The organism is Capnocytophaga gingivalis ATCC 33624 (assembly GCF_000174755.1).
Lineage (GTDB): Bacteria > Bacteroidota > Bacteroidia > Flavobacteriales > Flavobacteriaceae > Capnocytophaga > Capnocytophaga gingivalis.
In genome coordinates, this window is record NZ_ACLQ01000034.1 from 68,984 (window position 1) to 83,589 (window position 14,606).

Sequence of the window (14,606 nt, forward strand, 5' to 3'; positions counted from 1 at the left end):
CCCTATCTTTTTATCTTGATATAATAATTGGATTTATCGTTTTTATTTACTTGAAAATGAGTAGGTAAGGATTTGAAAATCTTTATATAATTACTATGTCCATAGTCTTTAGGGGAAAATCTCGGAGCTAATCTTCTCAGTTCGTTGACTACCTTGCTAAGTGGGGGCAGTTCCATCGGCTTCTGCCATATTGGTCACTGCTTCTTTTAACAGTATGAGTTTTGCGTCGGTCTTATTAGCAGGCTTTCCTGCTGGTGGAGTTGTGGTTGTTTTATGGGGAGTTATCACTATTATCTTGGGCTCTTTTGCTACGATAGTAGAAGAGGCAGGGAGCTCAGCAACAATAGGAGTAGTGTAGTCGTAATCATCTGTATATTTGAACTTGTGACAAGCTTTGACAAAGGCAGGAGGTGTTTGCCTCTTACCTATACCCAAGACAAACTTGTTGTTTTCTTTGAGTTTTACTACCAATTCTGTAAAGTCACTATCACTGGAGAGAATACAGAAACCGCTAATATATGGATAGTTATAGAGTATCTCCATAGCACTGATTACCAAGGATATATCGGTACTATTTTTTCCTTTACTATGAGCAAAACTCTGTAAGGGTTTGATAGCGAAGGAGGCCATATATTGTTTCCAAGAGCTTAGTTGGGGAGTTGTCCAGTCTCCAAAAGCCCATTTGAGAATAGGATCTCCATAGAGCTTTACCTCTTCTATGGATTCAGAAAGGTATTCCGCTTGGGCATTGTCTGCATCTATTAGGACGGCTATTTTTTTAATCTCTTCCATAGTTTATGGATTGGTTGTGTTGAGTACTTCTTGGATAAAGTTCAATACAAACTCGCTGTTTTTCAGTTCGTAACTGAGACTTATAGGGGTAATGTTTTTGATAAGCAGTTTGCCATTTTGGTCGCGGGTATATCGTTTTTCTGTAGAGGTAAGGGTTATTTTGTCTTTTTGCATATTGATGTTTTGTAACTCATAAAGTTGCCACTCTCTACGATGGTCGGCAAAGAAAACTTTTTCATCTATGATTTTGGTGTTGGCAATCATATGTTTGCCTTGTAGTTCTCCTTCTTCATTGATGCCCATAGGAAAGACATCAAATCCTCCGTTTTCTTGAAAAATATCAATCGCTTCTCCGTTCTCATCGTATAGTACAGGACGTAGTTCTTTGAGCTGTCCATTTTCAGTAACCAATGTAATACTACTCCAGTGCTTTTCACGTTTAGTTAAGAGTACTTGCCCAGTATGCAAATCATAAATAGCTTTAATCCACACCTTATCCGATGGATATTGTGCCAAGAAGCAGAAGTGTTGAAGTTTATCCCTTGAAAGTACTTCAAAAGATAGTTCACTATAGTCAGGTTTTACTTGTACATTGTAAAGAGGTAGAGGAAAAGGGTCGCCATAAGGGTTCTCATCATAATAGAATTGATGTGTATCAGGATCATAATCCAAACATGCAAAGTTTTCCTCTTCCATACCTCCTAATACTACTGAAAACCAATCAAAATCACCTATTTCCACCCAGCAATAGTACAAATCTATTACTGTAGGGATAGGCTTAAAGCCATACTCCAAGGCTGCTTCACGAATAAAGTCAGTAAGCTCTTTGGTATAGCCAAGATACAAAAATCCCCAAAGGAATTCAGGCATTTCTTCTTCCTCAGGGTTATTAAAAGTAGAGAGCTGCTCGCAGAGGGTTTGTATAGCTTCTGCGAGGTAAGTCTGTTTGTCTGTGGCTTGATTAGATTTTTCTAATTTAGCCAAGAAATCCTCCAAATGAGCGTTACAGTCGGTGATGTTTTCTTCAGTATAGTAACGGTCTTCCTCTGTAGTTGCCAAGAGTTCCGCACGCATTTGCGTGATGATTTGGTCTTTTTGAGTAATAAATTTAGTCATTTGTTTTATGATTGTTTGGCATAGCAACTATAACACAAAGGCGTTGCTACGGTTACTTTTTTCTCTTCACCACAACAATGGCAGTATTTTTCTTCATAAAAACGATTGCCATACTTCGCCCATATAGGGTAGCAACTTTCACACAAAGGCATCAATGGGTTAAATGGTATTTCGGTATTACAACGTATGCAGTGTCCTTTCTTTTCTTGTTGGGTAGCTTGTGCAATAGGTTGTACTGTTTCTTGTGTTGTAACTTGTGGAGCCTCCTCTTCTACTACCTTTTCAGGTGCAGGCTCTCGTTCTGTACGTTGTCTGTTTTCCGCATTTACATAGTTTTCGGGCACAAAAGAAGAGTAACGGATAGGCTTTACCTCTTTGTTGGAGAGTATATCGTCTACCAAATCCAAATGTATGGTAGAGCCTACATAGTCTTTTGCCAACCCTAAAAACTTCTTGTTGTAGTTAGGGCGTTTGGCAAAGATAGTGTAACCGCTGTCGAGCACACTCATAATGGTATTTTTGGAAGTCTCGAAGAAGTTGTTTTTGTTCACAAGGTCGGTAAGGGCTTTTTCGGCGAGTACGCCAAACTCTACATTGTTTACCAAGGAATAGTCCATGAGGTTCATCGAGGTAATGACCGATTGTTTTTCGTTAGCATAATACTTGCCGTGCAATTCGGGGATGTAAACAATAGTAATATTTGGGAAATTCAAGAAGTATTCTATTTCCTCCCTTTTGAAACTGCGCTCTTTGTTGCGCTCGTTTTTACCAAACCCAATGAGAATATGCAGTTTGGAGTTATGGAGGTGTTGCTTAAAGATATTGTCTTTGAGGTAATCACCCAGCTGAATATAAGGCGAAATGATGATAAGTTCCTTTTCTGCCTTAAAAAGAGTATCGTAAATAGTATCCGATAGCGGTTTTCCTGTTAAAAAGTCCATAAGTATAGTTTTGAGTTTTGAGTTCTTAGTATTGAGTTTCTATAGGGAGGGTATCATATCCCAATGATTGTAAAAAGAGCAATCCATTGAGGGGAGTTATTTTTTGAGAGCCTGTCCAACCTTTTGTTTTTGCCCAATCGATGAGTTTAGGGATATATTTAGGTTCATTGAGATTGATTGTATCCTCGGTTTGTGTAATTTTGTTGAGCAATTTGATATTTCCATTAAGGGGTTGCCCCATAAAATCATCTTCGATTGTAATAAAATCAACACATAAGGGGGTATTCTTCTCGCCATTTAAGAAAATACGTACTGAAAGCAGCGAGTTATGATCCCCTTTCCTATTATAAACAGTATCTACCCGATACAAATATTCCTTATCTTTATGTACTAACTTTCGGAGTTTTTGTTTCATATCTTTTACTTTTTAGTCAGTTAGAACTTTAAAACCACCTGCACTACTGCCATAAAACAAAGAATTATTAATTTGAGAAAAGTCAGTTCCCACAAGTAAAAAGAAAAGTAATATATTTTCTTGTTTTCATAGGGGCAAAAGGTAGGTTGTTTTTATAGATAGCTAAACATAAAATATTATTTCTCAAATTGTGATATCAAAAAAGAATATCTTACATGTTCGATACTTCTATTGGCCATTACATCATCTAATAAATTAAGATATACAGCATCACCAGTATACTTTTTGCCAAATCCTAAAAAATTTGTTCCATAGTAAGGTCGTTTTACAAAAACAGTGTAACCACTATCAATTATATCCATAATTGTGTTCTTAGACGTTTCATAAAAGTTGTTTTTACCAAAAAAGTTAGAATTTCTAAGAGTAAATACCCCTAATTCAATACTATTAGTCAAAGGAAATCCAGATAACCCCATTGAAGTAATAACAGATTGGCGTTCATTAGCGTAATACTTAGCGTTGAGTTGGGGGATATATATCAAAGTAAGATTAGGGAAATTTAAAAAATACTCTAACCCACTCCCTCTAAAACCAAATATATTATCATCCTTATAGCTTTTAAAACCTATAATAATATGTAGTTTAGGATTGTTTAAGTGTAGTTTAAATATACTCTCTCTCAGATAACTATCTATCTGAATATTGGGGGAAATGATAATGAGTTCTTTTTTTGCCCTAGAAAGAGTATCATAAATAGTATCCGATAATAATTTTCCTGTCAAAAAGTCCATAATTATATTATTTTTTTTGAAGAAAATAAGTTACATTAGAAATCTATATTTCTATTAAATATTATGTTCTTTTCTAATGATTTTCTTCTTGATAAATATAAGGTTTTAATTCATAAGTTTTATCAGAATGGCCGTGCGGCTCGCACTAATCATTCAACTTCAATACCGCCATAAACGCACTTTGTGGTATCTCTACGTTACCCACTTGGCGCATACGTTTCTTACCTGCTTTCTGTTTCTCTAATAGCTTGCGCTTACGGGAAATATCCCCCCCATAACATTTGGCGGTAACGTCCTTACGCAAGGCTTTGATAGTCTCACGGGAGATGATCTTAGCCCCAATAGCGGCTTGGATAGGAATGTCAAACTGCTGACGTGGGATCAGCTCACGGAGTTTCTCGCACATCTTCTTGCCTATATTATAAGCGTTATCAGCGTGGATAAGGGCAGAGAGCGCATCTACCGATTGGGAGTTGATCAGAATATCCACTTTTACCAGATTAGAAGCACGCATGCCTATAGGCGAATAGTCAAAGGAGGCATACCCCTTGCTGACAGTCTTCAAGCGGTCGTAGAAGTCGAATACGATTTCGGCAAGAGGCATATCAAAGTTCAGCTCTACACGCTCAGGGGTCAGGTAGTGCTGGTTGGTGATAATCCCGCGCTTTTCTATACAGAGCGACATCACTTGACCCACAAAATCGGCTTTGGTGATGATACTTGCCTTGATATAGGGTTCCTCTACTCGGTCTATTTTAGAAGGATCAGGTAGATCAGAAGGGTTATTGACGATGATCGGTTTTTCAGGTTCTTTCTTCGTAAAGGCATGGTAACTTACGTTGGGTACGGTGGTAATTACGGTCATACCAAACTCGCGTTCCAGGCGCTCTTGTACGATTTCTAAGTGGAGCATACCCAAGAAACCGCAACGGAAACCAAAGCCCAAAGCAGCTGAACTCTCAGGAGTAAAGACAAGCGAAGCATCATTCAGTTGGAGCTTTTCCATGGAAGCGCGCAGCTCTTCATAATCTTCCGTATCTACGGGGTAGATACCAGCAAAAACCATCGGTTTTACGTTCTCAAAGCCGTCAATAGCTTCAGTACACCCATCTACAGCCGAGGTAATGGTATCCCCTACTTTTACCTCGCGTGCATCCTTGATACCTGTGATAAGGTAACCCACATCGCCTGTGGAGATCACGGGCTTGGGGACTTGGTTGAGCTTGAGGGTACCCACCTCGTCGGCATCATAGGTTTTGCCATTGGACATGAACTTGATTTTCTGTCCTTTGCGTATCTCTCCATTCATCACACGGAAGTAGGTTTCCACCCCGCGGAAAGAGTTGTACACCGAGTCGAAAATTAAGGCTTGTAGGGGAGCCTTAGGGTCGCCAGTAGGCGCAGGAATACGCTCAATAATCGCTTCCAAAATAGCCTCCACGCCCAAGCCGGTCTTTCCACTGGCTGGGATAATCTCATCGGGCGAACAACCGAGAAGGTCTACTATGTCGTCTTTCACCTCTTCGGGGTTGGCGCTCGGCAGGTCTATTTTGTTGAGTACAGGTATAATTTCGAGATTATTTTCCAGTGCCAAGTAGAGATTAGAAATCGTCTGTGCCTGAATGCTTTGCGCAGCATCTACGATCAGGAGTGCCCCCTCACAAGCAGCGATGGAGCGAGATACCTCATAAGAGAAATCCACGTGACCTGGGGTATCAATAAGGTTAAGGATATATTTTTCGCCTTTGTACATATATTCCATTTGGATAGCGTGACTCTTGATGGTAATCCCACGCTCACGCTCCAAGTCCATATTGTCTAAAAGTTGGTCTTGTTTTTCGCGTTCGGAAACGGTTTGGGTAAAGTCGAGCAAACGGTCGGCTAAAGTACTCTTGCCGTGGTCGATATGTGCAATAATGCAGAAATTACGTATATTTTTCATTCGTTCTTTTTACTTGTTAGTCATTAGTAGTTTGTACAGACTACTGATTAAGGGGCAAAGATACATATTTTTTTGGATTTTTCCATCAGATGATGCCCATTTTTTCCATAAGGAAGGTAGCATTTTTATTTTGGCAGATACCTTCCTTGAGGGTGTAATCAAAATAGAGCTCTCCATCTACTATCTGAGATTCGAAACACTTATTTTGCAGTACCTCTGGATATTTTTCACTCAAGGCACATACCTCTAAGTCATGGGTAGCAATTACACCAATGGCCTTGAGTAAGACCATTTTCTCTATAATCTTGAAGGTGCCAGACTGCTTGTCTTGGGAGTTGGTACCGCGGAGCAGTTCATCCAAAAGTACAAAACAAGGAGCTTGAGCTAAAGTTTCCATGATAGAACGCAGACGATTGATTTCGGCAAAGAAGTATGACTTACCATCGCTTAGTGAATCGGATAGTCGCATGGATACCAATAGCGGCATCGGGTGTATGGTTGCTTTTTGTGCACAGACGGGTAGTCCCATACTTGCCAGTAACATATTCACACCTAAGGCTCTGAGGAAGGTGCTCTTGCCGGACATATTGGAGCCTGTTAGGATCACAAAGCGATGAGGAGCAAAGGAAATACTATTGTCAATACGATCCTTAGCAGGAATCAGTGGATGGCCTAAACCTTCGAAGGAGATTAGTTGCTGGTCATTCAGCGAAGGATAGGCAAAGGTAGGATTGTTATAGGCAAAAGTAGCAAAACTGTGTAGTACCTCCATTTCAGCAATGACAGTAAGCCAAGGGGTGATGTGTTGGGCATGGGTTCGCTTCCAATCCAAGAGCTTTCTATAGGCGTGTAGGTGATAGAAGGTGAAGATATTCAGAGGGATAGAAACCAATATATTGCCTACACTATCCAAGTCGTCCAACAGGCGGGAGAGCCGAGAGATGCTCTTGCTGGCAGAAGATTGTTCTGCTGAAAGCTGTTTCTGTAGGGAGACAAACCGAGAAGAACCTAATCCAGAGGCTTGCTCTATTTGGGTGATGCTCCTTTGGAAAGCATGCAACAGGCGATAGGTATTCTCAAACCCAAGTTTGCTCTTTTGCATTTTGCCAACAAAGGAAAAGAACACTAACAGATTGACCACTATCAAGCTCTTGAATAGTATCTGGAAGAGCTCTTGCTCCCAGCCATATCCTACTATTACACTAAGAATTGCAAGGAAAGAGAGCCCCCATAGTAGTGGTGGTAAGGCACGGGGAAAGGTGTGTTCCTGCTCTTTTGCCCATTGCTCCATCTGTTGGTAGAAGTCTTGAGTATCTTCTATCTGTGAGGTCGTTGCCATAAACTCCTGACGCCACCTAAGGTGCTTCTCTTGGGAAAGTTCTTCTATAGCTTTCTGTAAAGTAGTAATATCATCAGTCTTAGGATTTAGAAAATGATCAGCCAATACTTGGCGTCCCAGAAAAGTATGAGTGCGGTTGATATACTGATAGAGAGAATGGGAACCAAAGATATCTAAATCATAAGAATACGGATGGGAATCGTCTTGAAATTCCTTTCCATCAGCGGTGAAAAACTCATTTTTTTCCAAGAAGGCTATCTCCTTTTCATTGAGGATAATTTTTGCCTGAGCTATTTGGCGCAAAAGATTGGTTTTCTTGTGCAAAGAGACCAAATATAAGAAAAGAACAAGCAAAAGCAAGATTACAAGATCAATAATCCACCTCTGAGCACTAAAAGCAAAGTAGATAGCTCCCAAAAGCACCACGGCAACTATAAGGCGTAAGGAGCCTATCATCTGGGTTTTCCTTGAGAGTTGCTTATGGGTAAGGGTAGCTTCTTGTAAAAGTTGTTGATAAGTAGAAATCATTTATAGTATATTGGTTTATAGATAGTTATTCAATAAAAGAAAAGCTACCCATATAGGATAGCTCTTGTTTTTTGCATAAAAGAGAGATTAGGCAGCTTTCTTTGCAGAGCAGCAACCTTTTTTACCAGTCTTTTTACATTCTTTTTTCTCGCTGTCAGAAGCCATACCATCTTTTTTGTCTTCTTTGCAGCAAGCCTTGTCTCCTTTGCCGTCTTTGCAGCAAGCCTTAGCTTCTTTGCTATCTTTGTCACAAACTTTTTCATCATTTTTACCATCTTTGTGACAAGCAGCACCTTCTTTTTTATCTTTGCTGCAGCAAGCCTTGGTAGTTGCTTTCTCTGGCTGTACTTGTTTGCTATTGTCCTGAGCGTTCATAGCCACAGGAGCCATAGCCATAGCTAATAGTATCAACAAATGTTTCATATGCGTTTGTTTTTTAATGATGGGGCAAAGGTATAAAAAAATAATGATATAAAAGTATTTTTTGCATTTTTTCTTTGGTGATTATTGAAAATAATCTTATTTTTGCTATACTTAAAATTTTTATCTTATGGAAATTAAGCTAAAACGTATCTATGAGCCAAAGGAAGAAGCTGATGGCTTTCGTATCTTGGTTGATAGGCTCTATCCTCGAGGCATCAAAAAAGAAGACTTACAGGTAGACCTATGGGACAAGGAAATAGCTCCCTCTGAGGAGTTGCGCAAGAAGTTCCATCTTGAGAATAATTTTGAGTCTTTCTCGAAGAAATACCTTGATGAGCTTTCCAAAAATCCTCATGCAGCAGATTTTCTCCAACAGGTAAAGGAGTATCCTTGTGTGACACTTCTTACGGCGAGCAAGGAAGTGAATTATTGCCAGCTCCCCATTCTCAAGACATTTATAGAGTGTTCTCTACAGAAAAAAGAGGCTAACTGAAGAAAAACAATTAGCCTCTCAAATTAACATCTAATATTAAGGCAACAAACTATTACAATTTGGGAGCACCTTTGAGTACTTCAGCATCAGCACCTGCTTCGAACTTCTTGAAGTTTTCGATGAAGGCTTCTGCCAATTCTTTGGATTTGGCTGCAAATTGAGCTTTGTCATCCCAAGTATTTTCAGGATTAAGAATACCTTGATCAGATATAGTAGCACAAGATTGAGGTACTTGGAATCCGAAGATAGGAAGCTCTTTGTATTCTACTTGGTTGAGAGCTCCTGTGAGCGCTGCAGTGATAAGAGCACGGGTATCTTTTAGGCTGCAACGTTTCATTTTTCCATTGTATCCAGTATTGACAAGCCATACATTCACGCCAGATTCTTTGATTTTGGCAGCCAACATTTTTCCATATTCAGCTGGGTGCAAAGGCATGAAAGCAGCACCAAAGCAAGCAGAGAAAGTCTTCTGTGGAGTGGTGATACCTACTTCAGTACCTGCTACCTTAGAAGTATATCCAGAGATGAATTGGTAAGCAGCTTGGTTAGGTGTAAGCTTAGAAATAGGAGGTAATACCCCATAAGCATCGAAGGTAAGGAAGAAGATATTCTTAGGATTGTGTCCTATAGAGCCTGGTTGGATATTGGCAATGTGATAGATAGGATAGGATACGCGGGTGTTCTCAGTAATATCGGTACGAGAGAAATCCACGACTCCCTTATCATCCATAATTACATTCTCGAGGATAGCGCCTTTTTTGATAGCTCCAAAGATTTCAGGTTCTTTTTCGGCAGTAAGGTCAATTACCTTGGCATAGCAACCTCCCTCGAAGTTGAATACTGTATTTTCAGGAGTCCAACCATGTTCGTCGTCGCCGATAAGGTGACGGTTAGGATCGGCAGAAAGGGTAGTCTTACCTGTTCCAGAAAGACCAAAGAAAATAGCTGTATCACCATCTTTACCTACGTTGGCAGAGCAGTGCATAGGCATAGTGTTGCGGAATACAGGAAGCTCAAAGTTCATAGCCGAGAAGATTCCTTTTTTGATCTCTCCAGTATATCCAGTACCTCCGATAAGCGCAATCTTACGAGTAAAGTTCAGAATAGCAAAATTCCCTTGGCGTGTACCATCTACTTCAGGGTCGGCCAAGAAGCTGGGAGCGTTGATCACTAACCAATCTTCTTTGAACCCAGCCAACTCACTGTCATCTATACGAAGAAACATATTGTTGGCGAAGAGGTTACTCCAAGGGAGTTCTGTAATTGTACGTACATTTGTACGGTATTTAGGATCGGCACATACATAACCATCATGTACGTATACTTCCTTTTTAGAGAGAAATGCTACTACTTTTTCATACAATGCGTCAAACTTCTCAGATGAGAAAGGGATGTTGATTTTTCCCCACCATACACGATCTTTGGTGATACTGTCTTCAACAATAAAACGGTCTTGAGGAGAACGTCCTGTGAACTTACCTGTGTTCACAGCCAAAGCTCCTGAGGAAGCTTCTTTACCTAAGCCTTTGGCAAGGGTTTCAGCATGTAACTCATCTGCAGTGAGTTGGTAGCGCACATTAGCATCTTTAATCCCGTATTTTTCTACGGAAAGATTTTTTGTACTCATAGATAAAATTTTTAATTATAAAATAATCAGTTAAAAAGTAATCCACTTGTTGGGATTTTGTGTCCCACAAAGGTACAACTTTTTTCTGTAACAAACAACTATTTTACACAAAAATTTTATCTTTTTTCCTCAATGCCTTATTTTAAAACTTATACCCTACTCCCGTCTGTAAGAAAATATTCTGTACTTCTCCTCTGGCGGAAAGGTTTGCCAATCCTATATTGATATTGGTATCCAAGAAAAATCCGGTACGGAAATGGTATTCAACTCCTGCTCCCAAGCCAAAATCAAAGTCGGAATTCAGGTACCTACCTTCTATTTTGGAGGAAGTGCCTCTTCGTCGTTCTCTTACGGAAGCCAAGTAACCCACATAGGCCCCCACTTTAGGACGAAGGCCTGCTACAGCATTGAACTTGAACCATAAAGGAAGGTTCAGCTGGGTAATGTGTACCTTGTCTCCTTCGTAATAATAGTCTCGAGAGTAATCGGAATCTCTACTATAGAAGCGCTTTACATTCCTATACTCGGTACCTAAAAAGGTGAGTTGAGCTCCTGGTTCGAGGTAGAATTTTTTGGCAAGAGGTATCTCTACCAAGAAGCCTACATGTCCTGTATATAGGTAATCCGTTACATACTCTACCCTACTACTATTGGAATAGCGATTGTGGGTATCGAACCCCCTACCATCAATAATAAGGTCAGAAACCGTAAAACCTGCTCGCACTCCAAAATGAGCTCTCTGCCCATAGGTTGTTGATAATGAGAATAATGCAGCGTAAAATAACAATAATTTTTTCATACGTTGTTGCTTTTAATGGGGCAAATATACAATTTTTCACTAAAAAGAGATGCTTACACTGGTAAAAATATTGCGTCCCATACGTGGGATATTCCCCCAATCGGCATAGGTACTATAATAGGTATTCAATAGGTTTTCGACCCCTACTTCCCATCTGAGACTGTTCTTTCCTAAAGGGAAAAGGTAATTGGCTGAAAGGTTATATACTATATAGGCGGGGGTACGGTCTTCTCCGTACTGGGGGGCATAGGCTGTTTGGGTAAAGTCTCCATTGACCGCAAAAGTCACGGCTAAGCGTTCCCTGAGGTATTGCAAAGAGCTCTGATAGCTCAACGGACGGATAAAGGGGAGATTTTCTCCCTGATGGTCTACACCTTGGGCATAGTTGAGACTTCCCTTCCATCGGTAATGGTCTAAGAAGTGATAACTTAAGTGTAGTGAGGTATTGAATATCTTAGCATATTCCAAGGCCTCATACTTTTTAACCCCTACCGAAGCAGCATTCATCGGGAAAGCTACACGAAGGATTTTTCCCAGTATATAGTTTTCTATATAAAAATAATTAGCTTTTACCTCAGCAATAAGAGCATTGTTCTCGAAGCTCACACTTCCATTGAGTTCATAGGAAATTTCGTTTTTTAGGTTTGGGGTGCCTATATAGTCATAGCGGTCAAAACTGTTATAAATATAGTAACCATAAGCCTCGGATACGGAGGGTGCTCTGTGACCATATCCCATTCCTAAAGAGAAGGTCAGAGGGTTTACTTTTGCTTGGTAAGAAGCGTGCATGCTAGGTAGAAAGCGGGTTCTCTCTTGGGGAGAATCGGCTGTATTCTGGTTGAATACACGAATAAAATCCAAGTACTCTATATGGTTGTGGTGTAGCCCTAGGGTTCCACCCAGAGTAAGTTGTTCCTTATCACTCAGCTCCCATTGGTTGGAGAGGGATAGTCCTCCATAATTGGTGGTAACCCCTGGCCAAGTAAAGGCAAATCCCTTGACCTTGCTTCGGTCCTTGGGATACATGGTCATCTCCGCAAGGGAGTAGTTAGAGTATCCATTGAGCTGAATATCAGCAGTGTAGTTATTTTTCTTGAGTAGTATCTTGGAGGTTAGCCCATAGGTAGTACTCCACCCTGGCATATCCATATGTACAAGGTTTTCAGGGCGGGTAGTATCATCCATGTAGTGTTCTATAGCATTGAAGTAGGCTTTGGTGTCCCATACCTTGAGTATTCCTTCCTCGAAGAGTTGTTTGAAGGAAAGAGAGGTAATCAAGGCACGAGCCAGCCAAGTATCCATAGGGAGGGCTGGGTAGCCTACATTCTTGGCTACGTCAAAGATGGCATCGGCCTTCAGGGCGGAAAGCTCTGAAGTCTTGTAAGCCAATCCTAAGGAGGTATTGTACTTCTCAAACTGAGAGTGCTTAACCTTCTCCCCTTGTCCGTCCTTATAGCTTTCAGCCTTGCGATAAGCGGCAGTACCATCAGCGACGAACCTTTGGGAGGAGTAGTATAGGTCGGCCAAGGCAAATCGGTGGGCATTGTTGTGCTGGAAGCCTACCTGAGTGCTTCCTCCCCAATCAGGAGTCTCAGAGAAGGCTACTCGCTTGCGTTGTAGGTCTATACCTCCGGCTATGGTAGCCCCATGCATACCTCCTTGTTGTCCGGAGTGTATATCCACTTTGGAGAGGTTGTTGGTCTCCACATAAGAGGTTACTGGATCCATCTTGTCCGTACATGCACCAAATACATGCATACCATCAATAGTGACAGAGGAGCGCTCAGTATTCATATTGTTGAGCATAGGTTCCCAGGCATAAGCCCCCCGCTTGATAAAACTGATATTGTCAGAAGTGGAAAGGTATTCGTCCACTGTACAAGAGAGTTTTACTTCCGACTGGATTTGTTTTTTGCGAAATTTCTCAGCAACTACTACCTCCTTGAGTTTGATGATACTATCATTACTCTTTGTTTGTCCATAGAAAGAAAGAGGTAAGAGAGGAAGTATATAATATATGGTATTTTTCATTGTGTTTTTTAGAAAAGAATATCGATATGAAGTTCACTTTGCTCACCGAAGACCCCCATTTGTACCCTTTGAGATACTTGAGTGCCTTTTATCACCTGACCAGTGGCATCTTTGAGAATAAAGTTCAGAGTCCAATAGCCCTCCATGGTATAATTTACTTTCCCATGGTAGAAGCCATCTGCTCCTTGGCGTAGGTCTTGGTTGTTAGGAGAAGAGTGGTTCCCCATATCCTCTCCAGGCATACGTGGGTCAAGCTCCAAAAGATAGCCATTGGCCACAGTATAGGTACTATCGGACTGTTGTACCCAGATACCTGCAATCAATTCGTTGACAGCCACCTTAGGAACTTCAGGAGCTGTTAGAGCTATATAGTATTGCTTGCCATCACGCCCTACAAACTGGGTCATATTCAGGTTGGGGTTGCGGGTGTCCAAGACCTCTATGCTTGTTTCTAAGGAATAAGTTGTACCATTTACTTTGTAAGTAAGGACTATATCCCAAGGGGTTTTGATTCCCGAATGGGTGGCATTGAGCACAGAATAATCCTTAGGAGTATCAAAAACGGCAAATCCTTCAAAGGATCTGTTTTTTGTAGAAGGAGTAAGTATAGGACTATGAGGCACAGACTTGGTATTGCCTTCTGTGTCCTTATGAGAAGGGGAAAAAGTCACCTCAGAGATAACATCTTGTTCATTGGAGGTGGAAATCTTTACCGCTATTTTATTGTAACCACGGAGAAATTCGCCATCAGGAGCTTCTATGCTGATAAGGTGATTATTTTTCTTGAAGTAGCCCACTTCTTGTAGCTCTCCACGAGAAGTAAAGTTGAGCCGATTGCCAAAAGGAGTTTTCTCTACTGTACAAGAGGACAACCCTATAGCTATGAATATAAGGAATATATGTATAGTTTTCATTTTTTTACTAATTTAAGAATATAGGGGTTATACCTAACCACTAATAATTAACCATTAACAATTGATAATTAACAGTTAACTGGCGGTCTGAGTGTTTCACTATCTATAGTCTCATAAGTAGAAAAATGATAATAAAAAATAAGTGACTTTTCAGTAACAGGAAGGTAAAGTGGTTCAAATGTAGGAATTTCCATACAAAAAACCTCAGCTTGGTGTTTTGTAAAATCAAATTTGATATTGGTCTGTTCCTGAGTGTTGTCCGAAGATACTTTGGCTAAGAAGCACTTCCCATCACAATGTTTTTGTACATTAGCTTTGTTTTCACAGAAAAGAGCTGTAAACTCCTTAGGAGAAAGAAGGTAATAAGAGAAAAAAAGCCCCCCACGTATGGCACTAAGTAGTACCATACAAGAGAGACAGATAAGGCTTATATGCGCTCTTTTTCTCATGAAAGA

15 protein-coding genes are annotated in these 14,606 nt (G+C 40.4%); 1 reads left to right on the plus strand and 14 read right to left on the minus strand.

Annotated elements, in window-relative coordinates; genetic code table 11:
• Positions 1-2 precede the first annotated feature (2 nt).
• From CAPGI0001_RS13545 to CAPGI0001_RS11320, 9 genes are all read right to left on the minus strand, one after another.
• Positions 3-176: an OST-HTH/LOTUS domain-containing protein gene (locus tag CAPGI0001_RS13545; RefSeq protein ID WP_002670182.1), complete on the minus strand. Its 174-nt coding sequence runs from the start codon at positions 174-176 to the stop codon at positions 3-5.
• On the minus strand, positions 157-792 hold the full coding sequence (locus CAPGI0001_RS11285) for an NYN domain-containing protein (protein WP_002670189.1): 636 nt from the start codon (positions 790-792) through the stop codon (positions 157-159). Before CAPGI0001_RS11285 ends, CAPGI0001_RS13545 begins: the two co-directional genes overlap by 20 nt.
• Before the next feature lie 3 nt (positions 793-795).
• Positions 796-1,908, minus strand: coding sequence for a DUF8184 family protein (locus CAPGI0001_RS11290; RefSeq protein ID WP_002670173.1), 1,113 nt, complete (start codon positions 1,906-1,908; stop codon positions 796-798).
• A 5-nt stretch (positions 1,909-1,913) separates the two neighbouring features.
• Positions 1,914-2,849: a phospholipase D-like domain-containing protein gene (locus CAPGI0001_RS11295; protein WP_002670328.1), complete on the minus strand. Its 936-nt coding sequence runs from the start codon at positions 2,847-2,849 to the stop codon at positions 1,914-1,916.
• Between the two features lie 25 nt (positions 2,850-2,874).
• Complete coding sequence (locus tag CAPGI0001_RS11300) at positions 2,875-3,264, minus strand: hypothetical protein (protein WP_002670289.1); 390 nt, start codon at positions 3,262-3,264, stop codon at positions 2,875-2,877.
• Positions 3,265-3,440: 176 nt separating this feature from the next.
• A complete protein-coding gene (locus CAPGI0001_RS11305) occupies positions 3,441-4,055 on the minus strand; it encodes a phospholipase D-like domain-containing protein (RefSeq protein ID WP_002670187.1) in 615 nt (204 codons plus the stop codon).
• A 145-nt stretch (positions 4,056-4,200) separates the two neighbouring features.
• Positions 4,201-5,997, minus strand: a complete 1,797-nt coding sequence (gene lepA, locus CAPGI0001_RS11310; protein WP_002670296.1) for a translation elongation factor 4 — start codon at positions 5,995-5,997, stop codon at positions 4,201-4,203.
• An 85-nt stretch (positions 5,998-6,082) separates the two neighbouring features.
• Positions 6,083-7,864 (minus strand): MutS-related protein, encoded by a 1,782-nt coding sequence (locus CAPGI0001_RS11315; RefSeq protein ID WP_002670315.1) that lies wholly within the window; start codon positions 7,862-7,864, stop codon positions 6,083-6,085.
• 87 nt (positions 7,865-7,951) lie between these two features.
• Positions 7,952-8,287, minus strand: a complete 336-nt coding sequence (locus tag CAPGI0001_RS11320; protein ID WP_002670211.1) for a hypothetical protein — start codon at positions 8,285-8,287, stop codon at positions 7,952-7,954.
• 127 nt (positions 8,288-8,414) lie between these two features.
• Between CAPGI0001_RS11320 and CAPGI0001_RS11325 the strand changes: the two genes are divergently transcribed.
• Positions 8,415-8,780: a DUF488 domain-containing protein gene (locus CAPGI0001_RS11325; RefSeq protein ID WP_002670214.1), complete on the plus strand. Its 366-nt coding sequence runs from the start codon at positions 8,415-8,417 to the stop codon at positions 8,778-8,780.
• 52 nt (positions 8,781-8,832) lie between these two features.
• Here CAPGI0001_RS11325 and pckA read toward each other — a convergent pair whose 3' ends face one another.
• The 5 genes from pckA to CAPGI0001_RS11350 all read right to left on the minus strand — a co-directional run bounded on the left by pckA (position 8,833) and on the right by CAPGI0001_RS11350 (position 14,600).
• Entirely contained in the window at positions 8,833-10,407 is a 1,575-nt protein-coding gene (gene pckA / locus CAPGI0001_RS11330; RefSeq protein WP_002670160.1) for a phosphoenolpyruvate carboxykinase (ATP), read from the minus strand.
• A gap of 142 nt (positions 10,408-10,549) precedes the next feature.
• Positions 10,550-11,206, minus strand: a complete 657-nt coding sequence (locus tag CAPGI0001_RS11335) for an outer membrane beta-barrel protein (protein WP_002670264.1) — start codon at positions 11,204-11,206, stop codon at positions 10,550-10,552.
• A gap of 39 nt (positions 11,207-11,245) precedes the next feature.
• A complete protein-coding gene (locus CAPGI0001_RS11340) occupies positions 11,246-13,237 on the minus strand; it encodes a TonB-copper family protein (RefSeq protein WP_002670227.1) in 1,992 nt (663 codons plus the stop codon).
• A gap of 8 nt (positions 13,238-13,245) precedes the next feature.
• On the minus strand, positions 13,246-14,151 hold the full coding sequence (locus CAPGI0001_RS11345; RefSeq protein ID WP_002670263.1) for a hypothetical protein: 906 nt from the start codon (positions 14,149-14,151) through the stop codon (positions 13,246-13,248).
• A 68-nt stretch (positions 14,152-14,219) separates the two neighbouring features.
• A complete protein-coding gene (locus CAPGI0001_RS11350; protein WP_002670209.1) occupies positions 14,220-14,600 on the minus strand; it encodes a hypothetical protein in 381 nt (126 codons plus the stop codon).
• Positions 14,601-14,606 lie beyond the last annotated feature (6 nt).

Excerpts from the sequence above, each read along its gene's own strand:
- CAPGI0001_RS13545 (WP_002670182.1), bottom strand. The coding sequence starts at position 176 with ATGGAACTGCCCCCACTTAGCAAGGTAGTCAACGAACTGAGAAGATTA.
- CAPGI0001_RS11285 (WP_002670189.1), bottom strand. The coding sequence starts at position 792 with ATGGAAGAGATTAAAAAAATAGCCGTCCTAATAGATGCAGACAATGCC.
- CAPGI0001_RS11290 (WP_002670173.1), bottom strand. The coding sequence starts at position 1,908 with ATGACTAAATTTATTACTCAAAAAGACCAAATCATCACGCAAATGCGT.
- CAPGI0001_RS11295 (WP_002670328.1), bottom strand. The coding sequence starts at position 2,849 with ATGGACTTTTTAACAGGAAAACCGCTATCGGATACTATTTACGATACT.
- CAPGI0001_RS11300 (WP_002670289.1), bottom strand. The coding sequence starts at position 3,264 with ATGAAACAAAAACTCCGAAAGTTAGTACATAAAGATAAGGAATATTTG.
- CAPGI0001_RS11305 (WP_002670187.1), bottom strand. The coding sequence starts at position 4,055 with ATGGACTTTTTGACAGGAAAATTATTATCGGATACTATTTATGATACT.
- lepA (WP_002670296.1), bottom strand. The coding sequence starts at position 5,997 with ATGAAAAATATACGTAATTTCTGCATTATTGCACATATCGACCACGGC.
- CAPGI0001_RS11315 (WP_002670315.1), bottom strand. The coding sequence starts at position 7,864 with ATGATTTCTACTTATCAACAACTTTTACAAGAAGCTACCCTTACCCAT.
- CAPGI0001_RS11320 (WP_002670211.1), bottom strand. The coding sequence starts at position 8,287 with ATGAAACATTTGTTGATACTATTAGCTATGGCTATGGCTCCTGTGGCT.
- CAPGI0001_RS11325 (WP_002670214.1), top strand. The coding sequence starts at position 8,415 with ATGGAAATTAAGCTAAAACGTATCTATGAGCCAAAGGAAGAAGCTGAT.
- pckA (WP_002670160.1), bottom strand. The coding sequence starts at position 10,407 with ATGAGTACAAAAAATCTTTCCGTAGAAAAATACGGGATTAAAGATGCT.
- CAPGI0001_RS11335 (WP_002670264.1), bottom strand. The coding sequence starts at position 11,206 with ATGAAAAAATTATTGTTATTTTACGCTGCATTATTCTCATTATCAACA.
- CAPGI0001_RS11340 (WP_002670227.1), bottom strand. The coding sequence starts at position 13,237 with ATGAAAAATACCATATATTATATACTTCCTCTCTTACCTCTTTCTTTC.
- CAPGI0001_RS11345 (WP_002670263.1), bottom strand. The coding sequence starts at position 14,151 with ATGAAAACTATACATATATTCCTTATATTCATAGCTATAGGGTTGTCC.
- CAPGI0001_RS11350 (WP_002670209.1), bottom strand. The coding sequence starts at position 14,600 with ATGAGAAAAAGAGCGCATATAAGCCTTATCTGTCTCTCTTGTATGGTA.